This is a genomic window from Endozoicomonas gorgoniicola, assembly GCF_025562715.2.
Taxonomy (GTDB): Bacteria; Pseudomonadota; Gammaproteobacteria; order Pseudomonadales; family Endozoicomonadaceae; genus Endozoicomonas_A; species Endozoicomonas_A gorgoniicola.
This window is the reverse complement of record NZ_JAPFCC010000001.1, coordinates 3,403,548-3,427,251: the sequence shown is the minus strand read 5'-3', so window position 1 is coordinate 3,427,251 and position 23,704 is coordinate 3,403,548. Positions and strand designations below refer to the sequence as shown.

General features: G+C 45.6%; 21 protein-coding genes and 3 pseudogenes. 21 read left to right on the top strand and 3 right to left on the bottom strand.

Features of this window, described 5'->3' with window-relative positions; genetic code table 11:
• Window positions 1-128 precede the first annotated feature (128 nt).
• The gene (locus NX722_RS15790; protein WP_262563790.1) at window positions 129-842 is read left to right on the top strand and encodes an ankyrin repeat domain-containing protein; all 714 of its coding nucleotides are present in this window, start codon (window positions 129-131) and stop codon (window positions 840-842) included.
• 61 nt (window positions 843-903) lie between these two features.
• Here the strand turns inward: NX722_RS15790 and NX722_RS15785 are convergent, their stop codons facing one another.
• Window positions 904-1,932: an IS630 family transposase gene (locus tag NX722_RS15785; RefSeq protein ID WP_262563789.1), complete on the bottom strand. Its 1,029-nt coding sequence runs from the start codon at window positions 1,930-1,932 to the stop codon at window positions 904-906.
• A 470-nt stretch (window positions 1,933-2,402) separates the two neighbouring features.
• Here NX722_RS15785 and NX722_RS15780 point away from each other — a divergent pair.
• The 5 genes and pseudogenes from NX722_RS15780 to NX722_RS15760 all read left to right on the top strand — a co-directional run.
• Window positions 2,403-3,212, top strand: a pseudogene (locus NX722_RS15780) (DUF1186 domain-containing protein); the annotation flags it as partial.
• A 132-nt stretch (window positions 3,213-3,344) separates the two neighbouring features.
• Window positions 3,345-3,422, top strand: a pseudogene (locus NX722_RS15775) (SEC-C metal-binding domain-containing protein); the annotation flags it as partial.
• Window positions 3,423-3,651: 229 nt separating this feature from the next.
• Window positions 3,652-4,647, top strand: a complete 996-nt coding sequence (locus NX722_RS15770) for a hypothetical protein (protein ID WP_262563788.1) — start codon at window positions 3,652-3,654, stop codon at window positions 4,645-4,647.
• Window positions 4,648-4,664: 17 nt separating this feature from the next.
• Complete coding sequence (locus NX722_RS15765; protein WP_262563787.1) at window positions 4,665-6,785, top strand: SET domain-containing protein-lysine N-methyltransferase; 2,121 nt, start codon at window positions 4,665-4,667, stop codon at window positions 6,783-6,785.
• Window positions 6,786-7,051: 266 nt separating this feature from the next.
• Entirely contained in the window at window positions 7,052-8,113 is a 1,062-nt protein-coding gene (locus tag NX722_RS15760; RefSeq protein WP_262563786.1) for a forkhead box protein, read from the top strand.
• Window positions 8,114-8,290: 177 nt separating this feature from the next.
• On the opposite strand, the pseudogene NX722_RS15755 reads toward NX722_RS15760, so the two are convergent.
• Window positions 8,291-9,016: pseudogene (locus tag NX722_RS15755) on the bottom strand (IS256 family transposase); the annotation flags it as partial.
• A gap of 204 nt (window positions 9,017-9,220) precedes the next feature.
• On the opposite strand from NX722_RS15755, the gene NX722_RS15750 reads away from it, so the two are divergent.
• The 3 genes from NX722_RS15750 (at window position 9,221) to NX722_RS15740 (ending at window position 12,518) form a co-directional block, all read left to right on the top strand.
• Entirely contained in the window at window positions 9,221-10,483 is a 1,263-nt protein-coding gene (locus NX722_RS15750; RefSeq protein ID WP_262563785.1) for a type II toxin-antitoxin system HipA family toxin, read from the top strand.
• The gene (locus NX722_RS15745; protein WP_262563784.1) at window positions 10,480-10,908 is read left to right on the top strand and encodes a helix-turn-helix transcriptional regulator; all 429 of its coding nucleotides are present in this window, start codon (window positions 10,480-10,482) and stop codon (window positions 10,906-10,908) included. The genes NX722_RS15750 and NX722_RS15745 overlap by 4 nt, the downstream gene beginning before the upstream one ends.
• 407 nt (window positions 10,909-11,315) lie before the next feature.
• Window positions 11,316-12,518 carry an ISL3 family transposase gene (locus tag NX722_RS15740; RefSeq protein ID WP_262563783.1) on the top strand — a complete coding sequence of 401 codons (1,203 nt, stop codon included), beginning with the start codon at window positions 11,316-11,318 and terminating at the stop codon, window positions 12,516-12,518.
• Here the strand turns inward: NX722_RS15740 and NX722_RS15735 are convergent, their stop codons facing one another.
• Entirely contained in the window at window positions 12,519-13,379 is an 861-nt protein-coding gene (locus NX722_RS15735; protein WP_262563782.1) for a serine hydrolase domain-containing protein, read from the bottom strand. It lies immediately after the preceding gene.
• A 126-nt stretch (window positions 13,380-13,505) separates the two neighbouring features.
• Between NX722_RS15735 and NX722_RS15730 the strand changes: the two genes are divergently transcribed.
• The 12 genes from NX722_RS15730 to NX722_RS15675 all read left to right on the top strand — a co-directional run bounded on the left by NX722_RS15730 (window position 13,506) and on the right by NX722_RS15675 (window position 23,658).
• Complete coding sequence (locus tag NX722_RS15730; protein WP_262563781.1) at window positions 13,506-14,060, top strand: hypothetical protein; 555 nt, start codon at window positions 13,506-13,508, stop codon at window positions 14,058-14,060.
• 210 nt (window positions 14,061-14,270) lie between these two features.
• Window positions 14,271-14,876, top strand: a complete 606-nt coding sequence (locus tag NX722_RS15725; RefSeq protein WP_262563780.1) for a transposase — start codon at window positions 14,271-14,273, stop codon at window positions 14,874-14,876.
• A gap of 244 nt (window positions 14,877-15,120) precedes the next feature.
• On the top strand, window positions 15,121-15,942 hold the full coding sequence (locus NX722_RS15720; protein WP_262563779.1) for a hypothetical protein: 822 nt from the start codon (window positions 15,121-15,123) through the stop codon (window positions 15,940-15,942).
• A gap of 118 nt (window positions 15,943-16,060) precedes the next feature.
• On the top strand, window positions 16,061-16,798 hold the full coding sequence (locus tag NX722_RS15715) for an NYN domain-containing protein (RefSeq protein ID WP_262563778.1): 738 nt from the start codon (window positions 16,061-16,063) through the stop codon (window positions 16,796-16,798).
• A gap of 79 nt (window positions 16,799-16,877) precedes the next feature.
• Window positions 16,878-17,999 (top strand): phospholipase D-like domain-containing protein, encoded by a 1,122-nt coding sequence (locus NX722_RS15710; protein WP_262563777.1) that lies wholly within the window; start codon window positions 16,878-16,880, stop codon window positions 17,997-17,999.
• The gene (locus tag NX722_RS15705) at window positions 17,963-18,580 is read left to right on the top strand and encodes a DEAD/DEAH box helicase family protein (protein ID WP_262563776.1); all 618 of its coding nucleotides are present in this window, start codon (window positions 17,963-17,965) and stop codon (window positions 18,578-18,580) included. Before NX722_RS15710 ends, NX722_RS15705 begins: the two co-directional genes overlap by 37 nt.
• A 32-nt stretch (window positions 18,581-18,612) precedes the next feature.
• The gene (gene tnpA, locus NX722_RS15700) at window positions 18,613-18,960 is read left to right on the top strand and encodes an IS66 family insertion sequence element accessory protein TnpA (RefSeq protein WP_262563775.1); all 348 of its coding nucleotides are present in this window, start codon (window positions 18,613-18,615) and stop codon (window positions 18,958-18,960) included.
• A complete protein-coding gene (gene tnpB, locus NX722_RS15695) occupies window positions 18,957-19,316 on the top strand; it encodes an IS66 family insertion sequence element accessory protein TnpB (RefSeq protein ID WP_262563774.1) in 360 nt (119 codons plus the stop codon). The genes tnpA and tnpB overlap by 4 nt, the downstream gene beginning before the upstream one ends.
• Window positions 19,317-19,372: 56 nt before the next feature.
• Window positions 19,373-19,627 carry a transposase gene (locus NX722_RS15690; protein ID WP_262563773.1) on the top strand — a complete coding sequence of 85 codons (255 nt, stop codon included), beginning with the start codon at window positions 19,373-19,375 and terminating at the stop codon, window positions 19,625-19,627.
• Between the two features lie 73 nt (window positions 19,628-19,700).
• Window positions 19,701-21,062 (top strand): transposase, encoded by a 1,362-nt coding sequence (locus NX722_RS15685; protein ID WP_262563772.1) that lies wholly within the window; start codon window positions 19,701-19,703, stop codon window positions 21,060-21,062.
• Window positions 21,063-21,181: 119 nt separating this feature from the next.
• On the top strand, window positions 21,182-22,564 hold the full coding sequence (gene tnpC, locus NX722_RS15680) for an IS66 family transposase (protein ID WP_262563771.1): 1,383 nt from the start codon (window positions 21,182-21,184) through the stop codon (window positions 22,562-22,564).
• A complete protein-coding gene (locus NX722_RS15675) occupies window positions 22,555-23,658 on the top strand; it encodes a helicase-related protein (RefSeq protein WP_262563770.1) in 1,104 nt (367 codons plus the stop codon). The genes tnpC and NX722_RS15675 overlap by 10 nt, the downstream gene beginning before the upstream one ends.
• The last annotated feature ends 46 nt before the right edge of the window (window positions 23,659-23,704 follow it).

The window sequence follows — 23,704 nt, the reverse complement described above, 5'->3', positions numbered from 1 at the left end:
ACAGCAGTCTTTTGCCGTCCGAAATTTGATCATGGGTGCATGAGGGTTCTGCACGTTCGTAAAATGGCAGTTTTGGCTATTTTGCAAGCACTTTGATCAAGAAGTGCCCTATAAGCGAGACTCTGATAATGCTTGCGGAGCAGTTCTACTGTTTGATGAATGTCAGTGACTCAATTTTCATAGGTTTTCTGACAGGCACTAATTATGATAATAACGGACACGATCATAGTCCATTAAGGACAGCAGTAGACAAGGGTGATCTTCTTATGGCAAAACTCCTGATAAAACACGGAGCCAATGTTAATTATGATAATAACGGATACGATTATAGTCCATTAAGGACAGCAGTAGACAAGGGTGATCTTCTTATGGCAGAGCTCCTGATAGAACACGGAGCCAATGTTAATTATGATAATAATGGATACGATCATAGTCCATTATGGGCAGCAGTAAACAAGGGTGATCTTCCTTTGGCAAAACTCCTGATGAAACACGGAGCCAATGTTAATTATGATAATAACGGATACGATCATAGTCCATTAATGACAGCAGTAGACAAGGGTGATATTGAGATGGCTTTCGTACTTATCAGAAAAGGCGCAAACATAAACGTAGAGAATAAATGCAAGCTTACGAAGCTTATGGAAAAATACGATACAACCCCTGAAGCCCTTGCTACTACTCCTTTTAGCCTCCAGGCATTTGCTTATCGTCAAGTTTTCGCTTTGACGGAATCCCGTAAAATACCGATTGATGATTATCCCCTGCCGCTCCCTGTAAAGGAAGTTCTCAAAGATCGGACAGCTTTTCCCTTTTACAGATTGGCCAGTGCAAATAACTGACCCTCCCGAATCATTATCGGTGAAAAGTCGCGCCCCACAACTTTTCACCTTTTTTAAGTAGTCATGCATACGAAATCATATATTCCTGACCGACCCCATCAAAAACTCGCTTTACCTCTTTCTCAAAGCCTCTGAAATTCACAATTGATAATATATCGATCCATTCATATTTAGCCTTATCCCATAGAATCTCAATCAGGTTGAGCTCGGGAGAGTATGTGGGGAGAAATAAAACAATCATTTTTTTCTCAAGAATCCAGTCATCAATTCTTGCTCGGAACGCTTTACTGGTGTGAATGCTGGCATTATCAATAATGACCACAGTGTAACGATCATCTCCTCCGTACTCTGGAGCTGTCATCTGATAGGCAAAATAGTCGAAAATATCAATGACTGTCTTGCTATCAACTGATCCAATTACAGGGTAATAAAACAGTTCACAGGAACGGTTCATAAACCCCAGAACATTGATTCTTTTACTTTTTACTGAAGGTATACGGAGCTGTTTGCCTTTCTCCTGCCAGCCATAAGGTACGCAAGGCTCCTGACTAAACCCTGACTCGTCAAAATAGAACAAATTAATTAAACCTTTATCTTCAGCTTCTTGAGCATCTTTCAATGCTGCCTTACTACGCTGAAACTGCTCCTCATCTCTTTTATGCTTGCATGATTTACGGAGTCTTTTGTAAACCATCCCCAGCTTTTTTATTATTCTACCTATTGTCGTCTTTGATGCGGATTTGCCTGTTTCCTCTTCGATTTTGGATTGGACATATGATATACGGCGGGGTTCCTTAGCCACCAGTTCTTTAATGCGCAGTTCTTCTTCAGAATTGTAAATAGGTTTCTTCCCTCCGTCGTGTGTTTTGTATAGCCCTCGAATACCATAATCCTCCCAGTCATCAAGCCAGCGTGATACCGTCTGGTACTGAACCTCAAAGATATCGGCAATTTGAGCCATAGGAAAGCCACGAGAGCTGAGCAGTACAGCGTGTGCTCTTTCTCTGACATAGGGTGTTGGGCCATGACTCCTGGCGATCTGCAGGGTTTCTCTAATGGCCCCATCTGTGATAGGTAAAACGGTTTTCATTTTCGTTGAAGCAGTAACGCAGGTGTTGTTGGTGATAGCTGGAGTATAATCACTACACTGAGCGCTGCCGGTAGAATTGGAATAACTATTTTTAGTAACCGGACGGTCAAAAATATTCGATAGCTAATTTATAACTACTTACAGCCGTTCTATGCCAACACAGCCTGATAATAGAAACCAGGCCAGAGAACCGTGTCAGCTCCAGTCAAGAATCACTTTGCCAGACTGGCCGGAGCCCATGATTTCAAAACCTTTCTCAAAGTCATTCACACTCAGGCGATAGGCGATAGGTGATAACTGGTGATATATCCAGACCAGACTACAAAATGCTGTTAATTACGCTTTTCTAAAATTTGTAAAAAGCACAATTCCCAGCATAATGCTTCCAGAAGTCAGAGGCAGAACTGCAAGCTATGTTCAACTCCCTCAGCCAAAAAGCCTTCGCAGGCGAACTCTGAGTTAACCATCCTATGTTGGGTTACCCCCGAGGGTGCAAGCACCGCCTCGTGGCTAACCCAACCGTTTTATCTACAGGAAAGTTGTTTTTTATGAGTAACGTACAACAAGCTATTGAAACACTGTCTGTCTATCAGCCTGGCGTTTTCCCCCGTGAAGCACTGCAAACGCTGATCGACCAGCAGGAGACCGCTGCACCGCTGCTGCTGGAGTACCTTGAAACCGTAGCAGCGGATGTGCAGAAAGCTGTGGATAACGACCAGACCGACCTGCTGCTGTTTGCCATGTACCTGCTCGGCCAGTTCCGGGAGACCCGCGCTTATCGCCCGTTAATCCATCTGCTGACACAGCTGGATGAAACTAACGACGGTTTTCTGGGGGATCTGGTCACAGAGGCTTTACCCCGTATTATTGCCTCGGTCTGCGACGGTGATATGGCACCTGTTCAGGCGCTGGCAGAAAACCCCGGTGTCGATGAATTTGTTCGGGCTGCGGCTTTCTATTCCCTGGGTACACTGGCATTCCAGAATCAGTTTCCGACGGATTCATTAAAAGATTACTGTCGTGCAATGCTCGCTGGTGAGCTTCAGTACGGTGATGATGATGGCTACCTTCCCATTGTTCTCGAAAATATTTGCGAAATGCACGGTTTCGCCGATCTGCTGCCCGAGATCAGAACGGCCTATCAGCGCTGGCCGGAAATGAAGCAATTCAAGAAACTAAAGGATGTTGAAGATGACCTGCAGGCTGGTGAACCGGATAGGCACGAAAGGTCTTTTCATAAAGACCTGATCACCGACACCATCGGTAGCCTTGAGAACTGGCACAGTTTTCAACCAGAGGCAAAGTACGACGATGACGATGACGACGATTTTGATCTGGCCACACTCTTTCCTGAGCCTCAGGGTCTGCAGGCGCCAGCCGGGCAGGAATTTCTGACAGAGGGAACCTTTGTTCGGGAAGCTCCGAAGGTCGGGCGTAATGACCCTTGCCCATGCGGCAGTGGTAAAAAATTTAAGAAGTGTTGCGGGTAAACGTCTTGACATCCTCTCCCTGCTGGTTCGCAGGGAGTCCTCTTTCAGTTAGGAGATAGGGAACTTATTAAAACAAAAGCAGTCTACGTGAAAGATGAATTAAACAATAAGCCATTCAGTGGGGTTAGGATGACTGTTCCATTGACGGCTTATAACATAGCCGGCAATGATTCTAAAATCAAAAACACAGGGTATGGATCATCACGGGTTCTATTAATGGAGTATAAATATGAACACAGGTTTTCCAGCAAAGGGTACTCCGGGAGTAGAGATACCTGTTTGCGTAGGCACTATCGAAGAAGGCACTATTGAAGAAGGCACTATTGAAGAAGGTAATAGTGCCGAGCCTTCTTCAAGTGGTGTGGAAAACAGCAGGTTTAAAAAATTCGCCAGTATAAAGGGAACTTCCGTGTACAACATTTTGAAAAAAGGGACGGAAGACGATTTTGCTTTTCCCAGAGAACATATCCATGCAGGCTTAAGGCTTCCAGAAAGAATTATTATAAATCTTGATGATCATAAATTTAATCTTGGGACTTATCTTGAGTGGATGGAAGCAGACGAAGCAAAAGCACAGCTAAAAGAAATTAGCGAAACTTATACCATAAAAATAAAAAAATTCACAAATAATAATATTGATAAACTATGGGCGGCAGTTGTAAAGTTTGATGATTTGATTAATCGAAAAAAATGGCAAGAAGAGTTTTTAAAAAAAGAAGGTTTTTATTCTTACCTGTGTGAGAATAAGAAAACACCACGCTTAGGTTATGAGTGGTTAGACAGTATTCGTTCAGAAATGAAGAAAGATAATGAGTTTGCATTTTTGTTAGGTTTATGGGTTGAAATATCAATCATGACCGCATTAGAAACAAAGCATTATGATACAGCTGGTGGTAATATTTATTTTGATTGGGAAGCGTTTGATAAAGAAATAGATAAGCACTCACCGGGTATGTTACTCATTGAAGAACCTGATTCTGAGGGAAAGACAAATAAAAGAAAAAGTAATATGCCTTCTGGCAGTGAGCCTGCTGATAAAAAAGCAAAGACTGATAGCGTTGACGTAGATCCTGATATTGAGAATGAAGGTACGAGTACGCAATATGGCAATAGATTATTTGGACGTAGTCTAAGCAGGGAAATTGAAGCATCGATGGAACTACTAGATGGAGACCTTTATCTTTCGGATGATTCAGGTGGTGAGTCAAGCGAAATAGAGCCGTGAACAAAAGGAAGTGAGTAATGAATATAGGGAGAGCCGTCGCATGCCATCAGACAATTCAACCGGAGCCACAGCCGCGTTCAAGTGGAAAGAGGCGTTCTTCCCAAAGGGGAAAAAAATCACTACCAAATTTCAAGGCAAACCACAAAGAATCCGAAGCTCCTTCCTTAAAAAAAAGAAAGCTTACACTCCCGACGCCATCAGGTGGTTCTCAAAACGCTTCTGCCAGTTTGAATGTTTGTAGAGAGTTCACCTATAAAGCAACAGAGATTGAAGAAATTAAAAAGGAATATAAGAATTTAAAAACATATATAGATCATAATGGTTACACCATACGTCCTCTGGATAGTCTGGTAAAATATCTGAATAATAATTTCAAATGGCAGCAATCAGATTGGCCAGAAATGAAATGTTCACATGATACCTGGAATGAACACCTTGCTCGTTATGCTTTGTATGTTTGGGGCATTATCGAAATTAAAGAGTTAAGCCTGGAATCAATAAGGTTGCTGGATTCTGAGTCAGAAGAGTACTTTCAAACAGTTGGAAGATACGGTTCAGAGTTAAAAGTTAAAATAACTAACTGGAATAATTTGCCTAGTAGAAAAAGTGTTGAGATACCTGCAAATGGTATCTTTCGACATAGTCAAAGCGAGTGGACTCTTGCCCATAAGAATATTTTTCATTTGCTATTTTCCCCATTAAAGCTTGAAGATGTAAAGTTCAGTTATATACCCATACTCAAAATTCTGAATCCTGATACCGAGTTTTATGAATTGGTTTTTTATAAATTCATGTGCCTCGAAATGAATGTAAGTTATGGACAAGAGTTAGATTTTAGAGAGAAAAGCACTATTACTAAAAGAAATGTTCTTGCCAAAAAGCTAAATGAACATAATATATCTTTACCACCCTGCTTGCGGAGAGTGACAGGGACTCATGGCAATATGAGAAAGAAAGATACTGTATGGGGGCAGGTTGAAATAATTGAGTATTTCAAAAAGCAAAAAGGTATCTCGGTTATTGAGAAAATTGATAAAACATTAAGTTTAAAAAGTGATTTTTATTCTATAAATGCTTTATCTGAGGCTGAAGATGAAAAATATAATGAAGAGCTTTTTGATTTGTGCCGAAAGTACGATTTTAATTTCTCCAGAATAATAACGTCGGTAAAGGGAGGTCTTAAGGTAAATGGAGAAAAAATTAAAGGGATTAAATACAGACCAATAGACGGTGTTGAATACGATAAAAATTGCTACGACGCTAACATGCTTACGTTGGCTTATATTCACAGATTTGGCATCAACTGTCAGGAAGTTTATACGCAGCTAGATGCTCAATGCTTATATAAAATGTACAGAAAGATTAAGCACAAAGAATACAAAGGCACACAGATTCATCCTGATGATTTGTTTGCTTTAGCTTCTGGAGTTAATGAGAATCATACGCTTCAGGCAGCCATCAGGAGTAACAGGGCTTACTTATCTGAAGCACTCAAACAGTTTGATGAAAAACAATTGAAATCGCATCTACGTCAAAGGGCAGAGAGGCTCCACAAAACTTATCGTACTCTACTGCCTTTTTCTGATCAGAAACATTCTGACACCGTAAACCCTGCTCAATCCGAACTGGCTCCTGAAGATGACAGTTCATCAAGCGGAATCTGCAAACACATTTTAAGGAGTGCTTCTCCCCCTCCGCTTGAAACTTACAAGGGCGTAAGCATAGGCCACGGAATAAAAGTGGATGACAGTCTTCTTCTCCCACAGGGCAAAGGACTGATTGCCGATCGTAAGTTTCAAAAGGGAGAGGTCATTACCTGGTTTGAGGGGAGGAAAGTGGATTTAAATGAATACGAAGCATTGCTAAATGAAGACCCATCAATTTTCACATACAGCCTCGGGGTGACAGAGAACTTTACTTTAGTGGGGGAGCAAACCCCAAGAGAGGGTATTGGTGGCGGTAGCTTTGTCAATGATGTAGCGCCCTACAATACTGAATTCATCAGGAAACATTCCGTTATGGCTTTACTGGTTGCTACCCGTGACATTGAGCCCGGAGAGGAGTTTCGGCTCAATTACGGGTCTGCATTCTGGGAGTGTTTTGAGAAAATGTTTCCTGATATCAAAAGGGTCACTTAAGCGTACTTGCAACGAAGGATGTCCATTTTCATCATCGTTTTAATGGTGCTATCTTCTGCCTCAGTCAGGTTACACTCAGTGCCCGGTGTGGTGATTTAGTTACTATTGCTAACCTAATTCTCAGTATTCCTGACAGTGCTTGAACTTTTTGATAACTTTCTATATCCATTTAAATAACTAAGTTAAAAATATCACTTTCGTGCTCAGGGAAAACAGTGATTTTCGGAAAATAAAAAAATGAGTTTAACTATCAGGAGTATTACATAATGAACCCTAATGATGTTTCTCCAGGACGGAGCTTTACACATGCAGGGTATGGCAACATTAATCCTGAGCATCCTGCACCTGCACCTGCACCTGCACCTGCACCTGCACCTGCACCTTCGCAGGCAAGCACCTATGGACGCACAACGACTGTTATGCCGCAACCTGACACTCTGCACCTTGCTTCTGATGCCACCTCATCACAAAAACAAAAATGTATAAAAACATTTACTATCAATATTCCAGAAAGCGAGGAGCAGTCAAATAGACCTTCATCCAGCAGGCAAACAGAAGATTCAATGAACGTGTCTTTCTTTAAAACTGAAGAAGGTGAAGAAGGTGAAGAATCCAGGCATTATATTGAAGTACGAAGATCGAATGAAAAGACTTCTATAGATATAAAGAGCACCGAAGAAAAACCAAACATACGTACTTCTCAACTAATAATAATGGCTATTAGTGATAGTCAGGAAAAAGAGCTTCCTGTAAGGGATATTTATAAATGGTTTGAGGAGAATATTCCTTATTACAATTCACGCTCAAAGCAAGTTGGTGGTAATAAAATATGGAACGCCAATATACGAATGAGCTTGCGTACTCGTAATTATCTATTTGGGAAAAGGGTTGAAAAACCTTCACCACCAAATTATGAAGTCAAGCGACCACTATGGTTTGTAAAAGAGCGTGAAGTTGCACGCTACATGTCAATAGGTGATAGACGCTTGACAGTTAAGCAGGATAAAACAAAATGGTTAAAATCAGCCACTTCTGACCTTTCAGAAGCCCAAAATAAGGGAAGGCCTGATAAGAGGGAAAACCCTTCATCGTCAACGATTACATCGGCTCAAAAAAGCATTGCTATAAAAGCACTGCCAGAAGAAGATAAGCAATCACCAGCGACTTCGGGTGTAGCTGAACCAGGTTATAAGGCAGACGAGTCAGAGTTAAGAGTATTTAAACTCGAAGAAGTTAATGAGATTCTTAGAGAAAATGGATTGCCTGTCCCTGAATTCACCCTTGTAACCCTGGATGATGAAGATTTATATCAACCGGATCTTGTTTAAAATAAGTCTAAATAAGTTAGGAAACAGATTTTATTGAGACAGGCATTTACAGCTCTGAACTTCGCATTCTGCAGCTTTGTTTCCCAACCTATTAGACATTTTTTCCAACATGACCTTGTTGTTGCTGGTTTATCAGACTCTACAGCCAGTTTCACCGCAGATTCCTTAAATTCAGGAGTCATAAAAGGCCAGCATCTGCTCTTTATCTTTACTCAGGCACTCCATGGCTTTCGGGTACTTGGCACCAAAGCGCTTGACCGTGTTGTCGAAGGCCGTATAAGCCTGCTCACGGGTTTCTGCCTGCCAAATATCATGCAAGTCACTCTTTACCTTGGACTGCACGGATTTTGGCAGCTTGTTCAGCACGTTCGCTGTCTTGTGAACCCAACAACGCTGGTGCCGGGGGGCTGGCCAGACTTTGCTTACAGCTTTCCAGAATCCCAACGCACCGTCACCTACGGCCAGCGCTGGAGCCTTAGCCAGCCCTTGCTGTTCAACTCTGGAAAGAAGTTCTTCCCAGCTTTGGGTGGACTCCCGGTAACCATCTTCAATGGCTATCAGCTCTTTCTTGCCATGGTCGGTGACGCCAATCAACATCAGAATGCAGTGGCGACCCTCGTCGCCACGTATGTTGAAGTGCACACCGTCAGCCCAGACATACACGTAGTGCTTGTTTTCCAGCTTTCGCTGGTTCCACTGTTTGTGCTCTTCAATCCAGCGGGTCTTTAAACGACTGATGACGCCTGGTGACAGGTTCTCAGCCTGACTACCCAGAAGACTCTATAAGGCTTCCTGAAAATCCCCTGTGGAGATCCCTTTCAAATAGAGCCAGGGTAACAGCTCATCAAGGCTGCTGGTTCGCTTTAAGTAGGGAGGAACCAGCATTGAGTTGAATTTATTCCCACTTATGTCACATATATTACTCATATCTACTGGATAATCTTCATTTTGAGTACTATATTACTCATATAAAAATTTTAATCTGAGTGAAGAGAAGGTATGGCAACCAAACAACTTACCGTTCAAACATTTGTTGATCATACGTGGAAAGATTCAGTAACCCTCAACTTCCCTGAACCCAACAAAGGTCGCCCAGGTGTTTGCGAGATGGATTATCTGTTTGATTACGCCTTTGAATACTTTGATAAAAATAGGCATGAGGCTGCTTTTTCACTGAGGTATCCGGTTCAGTTGTATGAATCACACACACAACAACCCTGGTTCGCTGTCATTGATGACCTTATGCCAGCGGGAGCGGGAAGACGATTCTGGATCAAGAGCCTGGGCATTGAAAACCTTCCTTCCATTGAACAGGACTATCCATTACTTGCTACTGGGACAATAGCCCCGATTGGCAACATGCGCATCAAAGAAGCTTTACCTTTCATCGATAATGGAGAGAAAATCGACACTATTCTGTTTCCGCTAGATGATGCCGTTTCAAGAAGCTCAGATTTTTTGCAATATGCTAATCAAATGGGCGCTGTCGGCGGTGGGGCAACGGGGGCTGGTGGTGAAGCACCGAAATTTCTTGTTCGTTATACATCAGACGATAGGGTGTGGATTGATGCCTATCAGGATGATGCAAGCAATACCGACGATCACTACCTGGTTAAATTTGCCCGAAACCGTGGCAGCGCTACTGATAAGGATATTCTCAGGGCTGAATATCACTATTACCACATACTGAATGCGCTAGGCGTTAGCACCATCGACACGACCAAAATGAAGTTATTTGACGACGGTGAGAAGGTGTCTTTGTGGTTGCCACGTTTTGATGTAGGCATCCAGCAAGGAAAACTTGTTCACTACGGTGTGGAGTCAGTGTTTTCCGCATTAGGCATGCCGCCCGGTTCAAATCTGAATCATTTACGAGTTATCACAGAACTGGTCATGTTACTTAATCAGCGCAGCAGCAAATTTGATCCGCAGGCTTTTGTAAACGAGTGGATCAAGCGGGATTTTCTCAATGTAGTTTTTGGCAACTCTGATAATCATGGTCGAAATACCGCTTTTCTGAAGCGTCCGGGACAACCAGCGGAGTTATCACCCATTTATGATTTTGCCCCGATGAAAGCCGACCCGGAAGGAGTGATACGCACAACGACCTGGGGGGCAGCTAGCGGGCTTGAAGTCGGTGCGAATTTCGACTGGATTAAAATCGCACTGGAAGCTGAAGACACATTAAGACAGTTTGGTTTCAGGGTTTCAGCCGATTCTGTGATCGAAGAACTGTCCATACTGGCAGCACAGATGGTTGATTTGAAATCCAGATTGTCGGATCAGGGAGTGCCAGAGTCCATTGTTAACCTGCCGGCTATCGGATTTGGATTTCTCAATGAAAAATTAAAGAAGTGGGATCTGATATGAGTACAGGAATGACCAGTAATGCCAGAGACCGTCTTGCCAGACTGCGAGCTCAAAAGTCACAGCAGCAACAAACTGACAGCAATACTTCTGTACCACAGCCCACACCGGATTCTACACCCAACAGTAGAGAAGAAGTGATACTCAATCTCATGGTACAGATGTTAAAGGGAGACATTTCCGATGGTCAGTTATTGCAGCAATTAAGGAAACAGCTTCTGGGCTTAAACCAGGATCGTTTTGCAGAACTGGTAGGTGTAAGTCGTAAAACCATCTCCGACATAGAACGTGGCAAGGGTAGTCCATCACAACAGATCCTGAATGACGTATTCAAACCTTTTGGGCTTAGGGCAGGTATTATCCCTGTGTCACAGAACCAGATAGAAAAACTGATCAACAAGGCTCACGATGAAATCCTGAATGTCTGAAACTGTCTCTGTTATCGGCCAGCCCTTGTTATGTAATGTTGAAAAATTTCTGATGATGGCAATTTGTCACAATATCTGCACAGAACCACCTGCATGGCAGGCAGGGTCGTTGCATCAATCTGAGTATTTGTGCCCGGAGAATTATAACCACTTCAACTTAGGCGTGCCGCCGCTAGTGGACGGCACTGATTAATTTATTACTTCATTTCTTCTACTGCTTTTAGCAGTGTTGGAACTACGTCCATGAACGTCATCGCTACAGTACGTGGGTGCTGCCAATCATCTTGAGCGCCGTGCATCTTTATGGGGCTTTTACAGGTTGGCTGATGGAAAATGAGGGGTTGCAACAGAAATAGCCTTTCAGGAAAGATTGATTTGAACAGATCAAAATTTCTGAAGGATCAGACATGTGTACAACACCCTCACTACGTCCTATGTTCGCATTTCCCGGCTGGGTAATCGAGCAGATTGATATTGATTGGGAAGTCAAACAAGCTTTTGTCTATCTCCGCAGGGATGGCCGAATTCAGCACGAGAAATGCAGTCAATGTGAAACCCCTATGGGACAAATGAAGACAAAAGATCGGTGTGTCCAGGATTTACCACTGGGAGTTCTACAGGTAAATCTTCTCTTCACAGCTTTTCAGGGCCGCTGCTCACACTGCAACAATATTGAAACCGTTACTATTCCTGGTTTAACTCCCAAGGCTCAGGCAACCGATCGCCTTAAACGACACGTCAGCCATTTATGTCGCTATATGCCCTGCGACAAGGTGCCTGAATTCATTGCTATATCCGGTGGTACTGCCCGTCGTTGGGATAAAGAGATGCTGCTGAGAATGCTTTCAGCTCCAAAGCGTGACGGTATTCGCGCTCTGCTCATTGACGAAAAATCCATTGGCAAAGGCCATCAGTATCTTACCGTTGTTCTTAACGCCGACTCAGGAGAAACCCTCTTCCTTGGTGAAGGCAAGCGAAAAGAGACTCTGGATGAGTTCTTGAGCAGCCTGACTGAAGAGCAAAAAGCGAGCATCGAGTGTGTTGGCATAGACCGTGGTGGCAGCTATCAGGCTTCGGTGAAAGAGCACTTGCCCAATGCGGATATTGTATACGACAAGTTTCACATTATTGCCAATTATAATGATGTGATAGATCAGATAAGGCGCAGGGAGTGGCGTCAGGCTGAAGAAGAGAACAAGCCCTTTATCAAGGGTCAGCGGTTCAACCTGTTCATGAACCCTGAGAACCTGACTCCAAAGCGAGAAAGCAGTCTGAAAGAGCTCTTGAGCATGAACGAGGATCTCAATCAGGCTTACATCCTGAAAGACATGCTCAAACAGCTATGGACGTACACGTACAAAGCGTGTGCCGGCAAGTTTCTGGATAGATGGATAGAGTTAGCAAAAGAAACCGGAATTGCAGAACTTAAGAGGTTTGCTAAGGGCTTGGACAGGGCAAGAGAGGGCTTGCTGTCGTACTGCCATCATCGTATAACCAGCGCGAAGATTGAAGCTTTCAATGGAGTCATCAAACGGATTATCTACAAAGCTTGTGGCTACAATGATCTTGATTACCTCTATCTTAAAATCAGGCAGGAGGCTGTAAAATGATCAGCCAACCTGTAAAAGAGCCATCTTTATTACTGTGCCTGTTGCTGGCTCACCTACTGTTACCTGACCAGATACACCTACGAACGTGATATAGCGGCGACCGTCAACGTTGAGTACACGGATTTGGTCTTTGTACCAGGCGTCAGCTAGAATTGCTGCGAAACCATCGTGTTTCCATGCGCTACGTACTTCGTCGTTACCTTCAATCAGGTCGTCAATGAACTGCTTAGGAACGACTTGCTCACCTTTACGGTTTTTACCTTCGTTCATCATAATATCCATCAACTTAACGCCGTCGCGTGCTGTGATGTGCAGACCGCCAGACGAGACAGCTTCACCGTCGCGGTTTGTCATCATTTCTGCGCCGTACTCCGCACCCATTGGTTGGAAGAGACGTTCTTCCAGGATTTCTGTATAACGCTTGCCTTCGATGCGCTCCATTATTTGAGCAAGCATTTCAGTGTTCATACATAGGTAGTCGAACGCTTCACCACGCTCTACATCATCACGTTGACCTAGCTCTTGAGCTACCTCAATGATGTTTTTGTAGTCGTACTTAGATGGGCCATTCCAGTCTTGTGTTTCGGTCATCTTGTCTGAGTAAAGAAGACCCGGTGTGAACTCAACTTTAATACCAGAACGCATATCAGCAACTTGCTCAACCGTCGCACCGTCCCAACCAGTGCCTTTTAATTCTGGCAAGTACTTAGTTAGCTGGTCTTTCATGTTTACTTTGCCTTCCGCTACAAACGTAGATAGAAGGATACCCGTGTAAGACTTGGTAGCTGACATTTCAAGGTGCGTCTTAGCCTTGTGCATACCGTTCCAGTATTGCTCGTGTACTAGCTTGTTCTCATCCAAAAACGTAACCAGCTGCAATCACTGAGTTCTCAAAAGCTGCAAACAATAAAACCCTACTGCTCTTTAGCGCTTATATTTCCTCAGATACCAATTCCGTAGGAAAGCCAAAAAGCAGAGGGCTTTAAAATGCGCAAAAAACGCACCCCGCAGTTTAGTACGGATTTGCCTTACAGAGATCACGCAATTTATGACGAACTTTGCAGTCTTTCTCAATGGCTGGATGCTCATTCCCAGTTCATTGACTGGGTGTTTAACGATCTTCGTAGCGAAGCAATCCATGACACCGGGAGAGATGCACTGAGTGCTGAATCAGTCTTACGAGTCGACTTTTTAAGGCAGCGTTTTCAATTCAGCTTTGAGTGCCTTGCTTTCGTTCTAATGGACTCTCCATTGTACCGCGCCTTCTGTCGTCTTGCTCCCAACCAGACTCCACACAAGTCATCCCTGCAATCCCTTGTTTGTTCAATTACTGCCACTACGTATCGGCGCATACACCGGGCGCAGTTAAAAACAGCCAGGGAGCAGAAAATAGAAACAGGAAGAGTGGCTGCAATCGACAGCACTGTCACTGCAACCAATATTAAAGCGCCTTACGACAGTGACCTCCTTGGCACTTCTGTTAAAGAGATGTGTCGCTTGCTTGAGCAGGGGGTTGGCTTCACACCTGAGCCTCTTTACTAATTTACCCACCACAACAGAGTCATAAAGAAAACAGTCAAAGAGTGTTCATACGCAAAGAAGAAGGAGCAACAAAAGCAGCATTACGAAAAACTATTACAACTAACCCGCAAGACTCGGAAAGTCCTGCTCAAAGCCCGGTTTGATCTGGAAAGCGCCCTGAAACAGGGGAACTGTTTCGACACTGCGCCGGTTGTTCAATGGTTATCAGACGTGGATCGGTTGTTACCGTTGGTTGCAGCCGTTGTTTCTCAGACTGAACGTCGTGTATTCAAAGGTGAAAAAGTTCCGGCACAGGAGAAAATTGTCAGCCTGTACGAACCTCATACAGACATCATTGTGAAAGACCGTCGTGATGTTCAATACAGCCATAAGCTCAACCTGACACAAGGTAAGAGCCGGATGTTTCTCGATCTGGTCATTGAGACGGGCAACCCGGCAGATTCAGACCGTTTCATCCCCATGCTTAAGCGACAAATAGATATTTATGAACGAGCGCCACGACAAGCTGCGGTGGATGGTGGGTATGCCAGCAGCACCAATCTTGAGGATGCAAAAGCATTGGGAGTTAACGATGTCGCTTTTCATAAAAAGAGGGGGCTGGAAGTAAAAGATATGGTCAAGAGCCAATATGTCTATCGGAAGCTATATTGCTTCCGGGCAGGTATCGAAGCAGGAATTTCGTGGTTAAAACGGTGTTTTGGACTTTCTGTATGTCCTTGCCAAGACGAAGAGCATTTTGAGGCCTGGTGTTGGGCGGCGGTTGTTTGCTACAACTTTGTGATTCTGAGTCGTTATCCAGCCCCCGCCATAGCGTAAAGACTTTGGCCGATGGGAAAGCTGGCAACGACCAGAGGGGTTAATATGCTTGAAATTCACTACTTATGAGCTTTGGCTTATATTGATAGCCAGAAAACCTGCCTGAAAGGACAATATTTTTTAAACCTAAAGGCAGGTTTGTTTTCTGTGTTCTGTTTTTGGATGGGAACTAGCTATGATACTTTGGGCTGCAGGCCTTCAAGTTACAGCTGCTTGGACTATTGCCACAGAAACAGACTCTGGAATGAAAAAAGGCAATTTCGTTCAGGGAACGGTTCTTCTAATCCTCCGCAAACGCCTTGACGATCTGGATGCCTTCGACGACGAACTCATCCCCGAAATCGAAGACGCCGTAAAAGACCAGCTTGACCATATGACCACCATCGACGATCAGGACCACCCGAACTTTGGTGATACCGATTACCAGCTGGCGGCCTATGCGGCGGCACTGCGGGTGCTGACCCAGTACAGCGAGATTGAAGGCATCAATATCGAAAACGAACTGTACCGAGAAAAGCAGAAAGGGGTGAAATCCCAGTTCGAGAAACTGATTGACCAGGCCGTGGAAATTGCCTGTAACCATCTGGTGCCCGATGGCTTTGACGAGACCCACTGGAAAAACCTGTCCGCCGATGAGCGCCTGTACCTGAAAGGCCTGGAGCTGGAAAAACACGGCGAACTCCGTGCCGGGGCTTATCAGGAACTGGCAAAAGGGTTCGGTGTGCGGGAATACCAGTTTATGTACGCCAAGACCAAAGCCAACGCCGTGCGCTTTAAAACTGCCCGTGAGTTTGGCCGCAGCAACCTGAAGGATCACGGCTTCGATGCTTCCATCGTGCGCCACGCTCTGTTTGCTGTGCATGAAACCATCAAACAGGAATCGGCCCAGCAGGGGGTGAACTACCTCAAGACCGAACTGAAGGGCTTCTGGAACGACCGGAAAAAGCTGATTGAAGTATTACGCTTCCTCAGTCGTCTGGAACATATTGACCATATGGATCACTGGGAAACCGATGCCGAAGCGGCCAGTACCCTGGCGGGGGCGCTGGAGAATACTAACGGCTAACCCGGCTTGCGTTTCCTTCATAAGTTGCTATATATTTAGTCACAGACCTGCAACGGTGCCCATTCAAATACGTAGCGAATGGCCACGGTTGCAGGTTTTTTGCGTTTAAGGGGGTGTAATGCAGAAAATCGCTTTTTTTGTAGATGGTGGCTATTTTGTCCGGCGGATCAAGTATTATCATCGGAAGCATTTTCAAGCCTGTGCATTAGAACCTCATCATATTGTTTCTGTCATATACAATCTTGTCAGAAAGCATCAGGAAAATCTGGGACGGGATCAACTGTACCGGATTTACTATTACGATGCCCCGCCTCTTGAGAAACAGATTCGATACCCCCGACCGGCTTCTGGTCATCAAACACCCGGCACCTGGAACTGTAAGAAAGAGTCGGGATATATTTTCCAAACGGAGCTTCACAAGCAATTGAGAGCTTCTCGCAAGTTGGCACTTCGCATGGGTAAACTGTCTAACTCTGGGCAGTGGCAGGTGAAGGACACGGTATTAAGGGAGCTGTTGGCGAATGAAAAGCAGTTTTCTGATCTGACTAATGATGACTTTTATTATAGTGTGCAACAGAAAGGCGTGGATACCCGAATTGGTGTCGATATTACCACCGTGACTTTGAATCACTATGCCGACACTATTGTTCTACTCGCCAGTGATGCAGACTTTGTTCCCGCCGCAAAACTGGCAAGAACCCATGGTGTCGATGTGGTTCTGGATCCACTATGGGGTAATGTGGATAGTGATCTCCAGACCCATATTGATGGAAAAAAATCCTTCGATTTGGTCAATCAGCTGAAACATATTCTCGGCCATGAGCCAGAGCCCAGACCTAAATGGTGGACTGAATAGTCTCATAGCGCATACGGTTGTGGAGAGGGACGTGGCTAAAACGATATAATAATTGTCTTAGTCTTTGTTCGAGGTTCCAGTGATTCAGCGTTATTCATCCCGCCAGCAGCCACTGGGTCGGTCGTTTATCCGTGAAAAACTGGTTGGCGCACAATCCTACGACCGCATTGCCGGTTTTTTTCGATCCAGTATTTTTGAAGTGGCTGGTGAAGCCCTGGACAGCATGACCGGTAAGGTCAGGGTTATTTGCAATTCAGAGCTGCTGGCAGAAGATGTCATCACCGCCAAAGCCGCCCGGCAGGCCATGCGACGGGACTGGTGCGCCGGAGAGCCGGAAAAGTTGCCGGAAGCCAACCATGACCGCTTTAAGACGCTCTACGAATTTCTGGTTTCCGGGAAAATGGAGGTGCGGGTTTTGCCTGACGAAGCCTTTGGTCTTGTGCATGGTAAGGCAGGAGTTATTACTCTGGCCGATGGCAGCAAAACCAGCTTTATGGGCAGCACCAACGAGAGCCTGACCGCCTGGAAACTGAACTATGAAATGGTGTGGGAAGACGATTCACAGGAGGCTGTAGACTGGGTTGAGAATGAGTTTAACGCTCTCTGGAACCATCATCTTGCCACTCCGCTCAGCGATTTCGTCATTACCGATATAAAGCGGATTTCAGAACGGGTTGAGGTCGACAGAAGCACCTGGCAGCAGGAACCCGATATTGACCCGGCTGCTGCCATTGTCGAAATTCCGGTTTATCGCAAAGAGTTCGGGCTCTGGCCTCATCAGAAGTATTTTGTAAAAAAAGCCTTCGACGACCACCTGAAAGGCGGAGCCCGGTATATCCTTGCAGATCAAGTGGGTCTGGGTAAAACGGTACAGCTGGCGCTGGCGGGTATGTTGATGGCGCTTCAGGGGAATAAGCCCGTATTAGTGATTGCCCCCAAGCCTCTGACTTTGCAATGGCAGGATGAGTTGATGGAACTGCTTACCCGTCCGCCATCTGGACGGGTAAGCAGTGGCTGGATGAACAGGGTATTGCCTGGCCTGCTACCGGGCCGGAGAGTATTCTCAAATGCCCGAGGCGGCTGGGCATTGTTTCCCAGGGGCTCATTACTTCCGGTTCTGAAGTCAAGGATTACCTTCTTGCTGCTCACTATGAATGCGTCATTGTGGATGAAGCTCACCGCTCCAGACGGAAAAAAATAACCGACAGTTGTCTGGAAGAAAAAGCTGATCCCAACAATTTGATGCGCTTTCTGTCCCAGATCAGCCAGCGAACCAAAAGCATGTTGCTGGCTACTGCCACACCGGTTCAGCTTCACCCTGTTGAGGCTTTTGATCTGTTAAGCATTCTGGCGTTGGGCAGTGATCAGGTGCTGGGCGATCCCTGGAGTGAATGGCGCAAGGCTGACAGGGCTGTGCCTATGGTGATGGGGGAAAGTGAAATCCCCGTTGATGAGGCGCTGGCCTGGAGCTGGGTCAGAAATCCATTACCACAGGCTGAGGATCACCGGACTTTCAGGGATTTAAGAAGGCGGTTGCAATTGCAGCCGGGGGACCATGTTGTCGATGCTGGCAGTTTTAATCAATTACGTGGTCCTGATAAAACCAAACTTCGCCGGGTGTTGCCAGACTATGGCAGACAACACAACCCTTTTATCAGGCATATTATTCGACGCACCCGGGACTATCTGGAAGCCACCATTGACCCGGAAACCGGTGAGCCCTATCTGAAGCCGGGTAAGCGTCAGGCTAACTCCATCTACCAGACTGCTTTAAAATCCTGAACACTAATGCTTCCAAACTGTAGGAAGCAGTCATGACAACCTATCGCACCACCGATTTCTGGAAAAACCACATCCACGCCTGGAATAAAAGCGGCCTGTCCCAGACGGAATACGCCCGGAAGCATCAGCTTTCGGTCAAAACGTTCGGCTATCACAAGCGACGTCACTTCAACCAAGCTGTCATTGAGTCAGTTCAGGATTCACAACCCCTGATTCCTGTTTCTATTGCAGAAGAACCAGTCAGCAAAAAACAAGCACCCGCAGAAACAACCGAAACAGGTATCTCCCTTATCAGCCCCGGGGGCTTCCGGGTTGAGCTGGCCGCCGGGTTTGACCCAGATGCATTAAAGCAGGTTCTCAACCTTCTGGAGGTCGCATGATTGGTGCATCTTCATCTCTCAGCGTTTATCTGGTGCCCGGCGTGACGGATATGCGCAAGTCTATTGACGGCCTGTCCCTCATCGTCAGTGAAGTGCTGGAACTGAACCCGTTTTCTGAAAGCCTGTTTGTCTTTTGCAACCGGGGACGCAATAAGCTCAAGATTCTGCACTGGCAAACCAACGGCTTCTGGCTCTACTATCGCCGCCTGGAAAAGGGCTGTTTTAACTGGCCTCGCCAGGGTGCTCCGGATCAGGCCATCGCATTAACACGCCGAGAACTGAACTGGCTCTTGGACGGGTTGCCGGTAGAGCAGAAAAAAGCCCATCAACCTCTGCACTACCAGCCTGCCGCTTAAATTGCCATGACCTGCTTCAATGCAAACTACAGGGCGACTGTCGGATAATAAACGACATGAATACGATCACTACGCCAGACAGCCCGACCTTTGAATCGCTTCAGTTGGAAATTATCCAGCTGAAGACGAAACTGGCGTGGTATGAAGAACAGTTCCGGTTATATCAGCATAAGAAATTTGGTTCCTCCAGCGAACGTTTTGAAGATCAGGGACTGCTCTTTAATGAAGCGGAAGAACTGGCTGAAGAAGCCACTGAAGCAGCAATTCCCGCTGATCATTTAGCCCCTTGCAAGACTAAGCCGGCAGCATGAACAAAAAAAACGCTTTCGCAGACTAAAGAGGCTAAAATAGAAAGTTTCTGTACCGGTCGTCGCTGAGTCAATTATGACCACTGCTCTCCAGAAATACAGTAAGCACCTTTGTGTCAAAAACCTTATCCTTCAGGCTTGCAAATGCTTTGATACCATTCCGGACTACCGTCCTAACCACTGTTCCAATGGTATTCCTTTTTCTAATTTTGCAAAGTCTGCTTTTGCCATGATGCATCAGAAATATGATTCTCTTCTGTCGTTTGATACGGATCAGGCCGATCCTGTTATTCGCCATAATCTTGAAACCATGTATCACGTGAAAGACGGAAAAGTACCTTGTGATACCCATATGAGAGAGATTCTTGATCCAATAGCGCCAGAGGAGTTCCGCAAGCCATTCAAAAAACTCTTCTCTTTGGTTCAGCGAAATAAACTTCTCAAGGCTTTTGAGTTCAAGTGTGGAGATTTAAAAGACTGTTACCTGATGCCTGTTGATGGAACTGGCCTATTTTATTCTGGAGAATGCCGTTGCAATGAATGTTGTGTAAAGAACAAGGGGAAGCGCAACGAATCCTATTACCACAACTTAATGGGTGGATGTATAGTTCACCCAGAGCAAAAAACAGTTATTCCCTTTGCACCGGAAGCTATCGTTCTTCAGGATGGTGCCACCAAAAATGATTGTGAAAAAAATGCAATAAAACGCTATTTGGCACACGTCAAACGAGAGCATCCTCATCTTAATTTAGCGATTCTCCTAGACGGCCTCTACGCTGATAACCCCACCATTGAGCTGATCAGGAGCTATGGCTGGCATTACATTATTGTTGCCAAAGACGGGAATCATAAATCGCTTATTGAGGCCATGAATGCGCTGTGCGATCAGGGTAACCTCAAATATCATGAGATAACCAATAAAGAAAAAGGCACTAAACACTGGTTCCGCTACGCCAATAACGTGCCACTTAATGCATCCGATTTTGCTGAAAATGTAAATGTTCTTGATTACGTTGAAACTGATAAAGAAGGTAACCGCCATACTTGGTGCTGGGTTACTGATATTGAGTTAACAGAAGAAACCGTTGAAGAAATTATGATAGGAGGACGGTGTCGCTGGCATATAGAAAACCAAACGTTTAATACCCTGAAAAACCAAGGCTACAACATTGAGCATAACTATGGTCATGGAAAGTACCATCTGGCTACGAATCTGGCTTATTTGACCTTTTTGGCATTTATGGTTGATCAAATTCAGGAAATGACCAGCCCGGAGTTTCAAAAAGCCTTAAAAGAACGATCGAAAGGTGTTCGTACTTACCTATGGAAGTTAATCACACGTATTTTCCTGTCCTGGTTTCTTGAAGGGTGGGATGAGTTATTTGAAGCGATTAACAAGGGTATAAAGCCGGGCAGGGTTAAAATTAACACTTCGTAGGATGTTGCTGTAGTCAAGGTTTCAGGGGCAACAGTATATTCAGTGATGCACTTAGGGTGCAGGGTATTGGTTGCCGTTGATTTTTTGAAACGATGAAATAATTTTAAACGACTATCGACGTGTTATCATCGGGAACTGCTGCCACTGAAGAAGAGCAAGAGCCTGAAACCCAAACCATTGAGGCTCACCAGCGGAAAAAGCCTGTCAGAAAAACATTATCTGAAGACCTGCCCCGTGATGTTGTAACGCTGGATGTCTCCGAAGAAGAAAAACAATGCGACTGCTGTGGCAAAGAGCTTCAGGCGTTTGGTCACGAAAGCAGCTGCAAGCTGGATATTGTTCCGGCCCAGGTTAAAGTCATTGAATTTCAGCGGTTAAAGTACCGCTGTGAGTGCGAGTCTGGCGTTAAGACAGCGCCGATGCCGAAACTGCCTATCCCCAAGAGTATTGCTACCCCCGGCCTGCTGGCCTGGATTATCACCAGTAAATACTGCGACGCCCTGCCACTGTACCGTCAGGAGTTTATCCTCAAGCGCATGGGCGTAGAGATCCGTCGTGCGTCAATGTCTGAATGGATGATCAGGGTATCGGTTTTACTTCAGCCACTGTACGACACTTTACAGAAGATGCTGGTTAAGCAGCCATGCATCCAGGCGGATGAAACACCACTACAGGTATTGAACGAACCTGATCGTACACCGCAAAACAAGTCCTACATGTGGCTGTATCGTACGACAGGGCAGCTGGGTTCTCCCGTTGTGTTGTACAACTACCAGTCAGGTCGGGATCACGGACGGCCACAAGCGTTTTTGTCAGGTTTTAGCGGCTATTTACAGTGTGACGGCTTGCCTGCCTATAAAACCCTGAGTAGCAAGCAGCCGGAGATTAAACTGGTTGGCAGTCTGGCGCACGCCCGCAGAAAATTCAAGGAAGCTCTGGACGCCATCCCAAAAAAGAAGGGCGTACCACAGACTAAAGTCAGCAAACCGGCCCAGGTGCTGAACATGATCCAGACACTCTACGCCATAGAGAGAAGGATCAAAGACAAATCCGTTGAAGAACGCTTCCAGATCCGGCAATCGGAAAGCCGACCGGTTATGGATAAGCTGAAAAAATGGCTGGACAGGCAGCAACCCAAAATAGCCCCGAAAAGCAGGCTTGGCAAAGCCATTACTTATGCACAAAATCAGTGGTCTTACCTGATGCGCTACCTTGATAGTGGGCTGCTGGACATTGACAACAATGCCGCAGAGCGAGCGATAAAACCCTTTGTGATCGGTCGCAAAAACTGGCTCTTCGCCCAATGCGTAGATGGAGCCAAAGCCAGCGCAGTGTTGTACAGCCTGATCGAAACGGCCAAAGCCAACGGTCTGGAGCCTTATGCATGGTTCCGCTACGTACTGTCTAAATTACCTCAGCTATCCAAAGGCAGCAGTGTCGAACACCTGTTGCCTATGAAGCTGACACCGGATAATTTAAAAATAGCGGATTGGTGGAAATAGGGGTAGATGGGGTTCCCCAACCGCTTACGAAGCCGGTTAAGGTTCAGTTATTTGGGGAGGGTGACAGAGACTCAATTCCCCTGCCTCTTTACTTTCAGAAGGCTTATGAGAAAGCCGAGGAGTTTTCCGAAGCCTTAAGTAAGAGGGCAAAAGGGGCAGGCTTTTTCAAGACCCTGTTACTGAGAAGGATTGGCAGCACGCTCTACTCCGGACAGAGAACCGTGGACAAACTGTTGAGCGAATGGGCAGGTGCTGCGGGTGATGAGCAGGAATTTTCTGCCTTTCTGGAAGATGAAGACGATATGGACGAACTCTCGGTTTCTGATTCCATGAAAGATCTTACTCCGGCAGAAATCAGACTGTTGAAGCTTTGCAAGGAAGCTCTGGAGTCCAGTCAGGATAAAGACCCGAAATACCTTGAAGTTCAGAGATACCTGTTTGAGGAACAATGGCTGGAGTCCGGCTGCATCATTTTCTCGCAGTATTATGATTCTGTCTGGTGGCTGGCAACACAGTTGTCTAAAGAGCATTTACCGGATGAACCTATTGTCATTTACGCCGGGGCTTCCTGTTCGGGAATCATGACAAATGGGCTGTTCAGAAAAATTAACCGGGATGACATCAAGAAAAAAGTCCGTTCTGGCCAGTTGCGTCTGGTGCTGGGTACGGATGCTGCCAGTGAGGGGCTGAACCTTCAGAGACTGGGAACCCTGATCAATCTTGACTTGCCCTGGAACCCAACCCGTCTGGAGCAGAGAAAGGGACGCATCCAAAGAATTGGCCAGATTCGGGATACGGTCAAAATACTGAATATGCGCTACCGTGGCTCTGTGGAAGACCGGGTACATGAGCTGCTATCAGACCGACTGGAGGATATTCACGGTTTGTTTGGCCAGATTCCTGATGTACTGGAGGATGTGTGGGTTGATATTGCCCTGGGAGAGGTGGAAGAAGCCACCAAACTGATTGATGGCGTAAAGCATCAGCATCCCTTTGATGAGAAATACAGCCGGGTGGAGAGCATCGACTGGGAGTCCTGCCGCATGGTGCTGTCGTCGGATGAGCGTAGGGATGTGTTGAGTGTGGGGTGGTGAAGGGGTTTTGCACTATCCCGATTATGCCTCCCTAAAATATCAAACT

Coding starts and splice junctions, on each gene's coding strand:
- NX722_RS15715 (WP_262563778.1), top strand. CDS start 16,061: ATGCAGAAAATCGCTTTTTTTGTAGATGGTGGCTATTTTGTCCGGCGG.
- NX722_RS15770 (WP_262563788.1), top strand. CDS start 3,652: ATGAACACAGGTTTTCCAGCAAAGGGTACTCCGGGAGTAGAGATACCT.
- NX722_RS15785 (WP_262563789.1), bottom strand. CDS start 1,932: ATGAAAACCGTTTTACCTATCACAGATGGGGCCATTAGAGAAACCCTG.
- NX722_RS15760 (WP_262563786.1), top strand. CDS start 7,052: ATGAACCCTAATGATGTTTCTCCAGGACGGAGCTTTACACATGCAGGG.
- NX722_RS15690 (WP_262563773.1), top strand. CDS start 19,373: ATGAATACGATCACTACGCCAGACAGCCCGACCTTTGAATCGCTTCAG.
- NX722_RS15790 (WP_262563790.1), top strand. CDS start 129: ATGCTTGCGGAGCAGTTCTACTGTTTGATGAATGTCAGTGACTCAATT.
- NX722_RS15745 (WP_262563784.1), top strand. CDS start 10,480: ATGAGTACAGGAATGACCAGTAATGCCAGAGACCGTCTTGCCAGACTG.
- tnpA (WP_262563775.1), top strand. CDS start 18,613: ATGACAACCTATCGCACCACCGATTTCTGGAAAAACCACATCCACGCC.
- NX722_RS15750 (WP_262563785.1), top strand. CDS start 9,221: ATGGATTATCTGTTTGATTACGCCTTTGAATACTTTGATAAAAATAGG.
- NX722_RS15730 (WP_262563781.1), top strand. CDS start 13,506: ATGCGCAAAAAACGCACCCCGCAGTTTAGTACGGATTTGCCTTACAGA.
- NX722_RS15765 (WP_262563787.1), top strand. CDS start 4,665: ATGAATATAGGGAGAGCCGTCGCATGCCATCAGACAATTCAACCGGAG.
- NX722_RS15740 (WP_262563783.1), top strand. CDS start 11,316: ATGTGTACAACACCCTCACTACGTCCTATGTTCGCATTTCCCGGCTGG.
- NX722_RS15720 (WP_262563779.1), top strand. CDS start 15,121: ATGAAAAAAGGCAATTTCGTTCAGGGAACGGTTCTTCTAATCCTCCGC.
- tnpB (WP_262563774.1), top strand. CDS start 18,957: ATGATTGGTGCATCTTCATCTCTCAGCGTTTATCTGGTGCCCGGCGTG.
- NX722_RS15685 (WP_262563772.1), top strand. CDS start 19,701: ATGACCACTGCTCTCCAGAAATACAGTAAGCACCTTTGTGTCAAAAAC.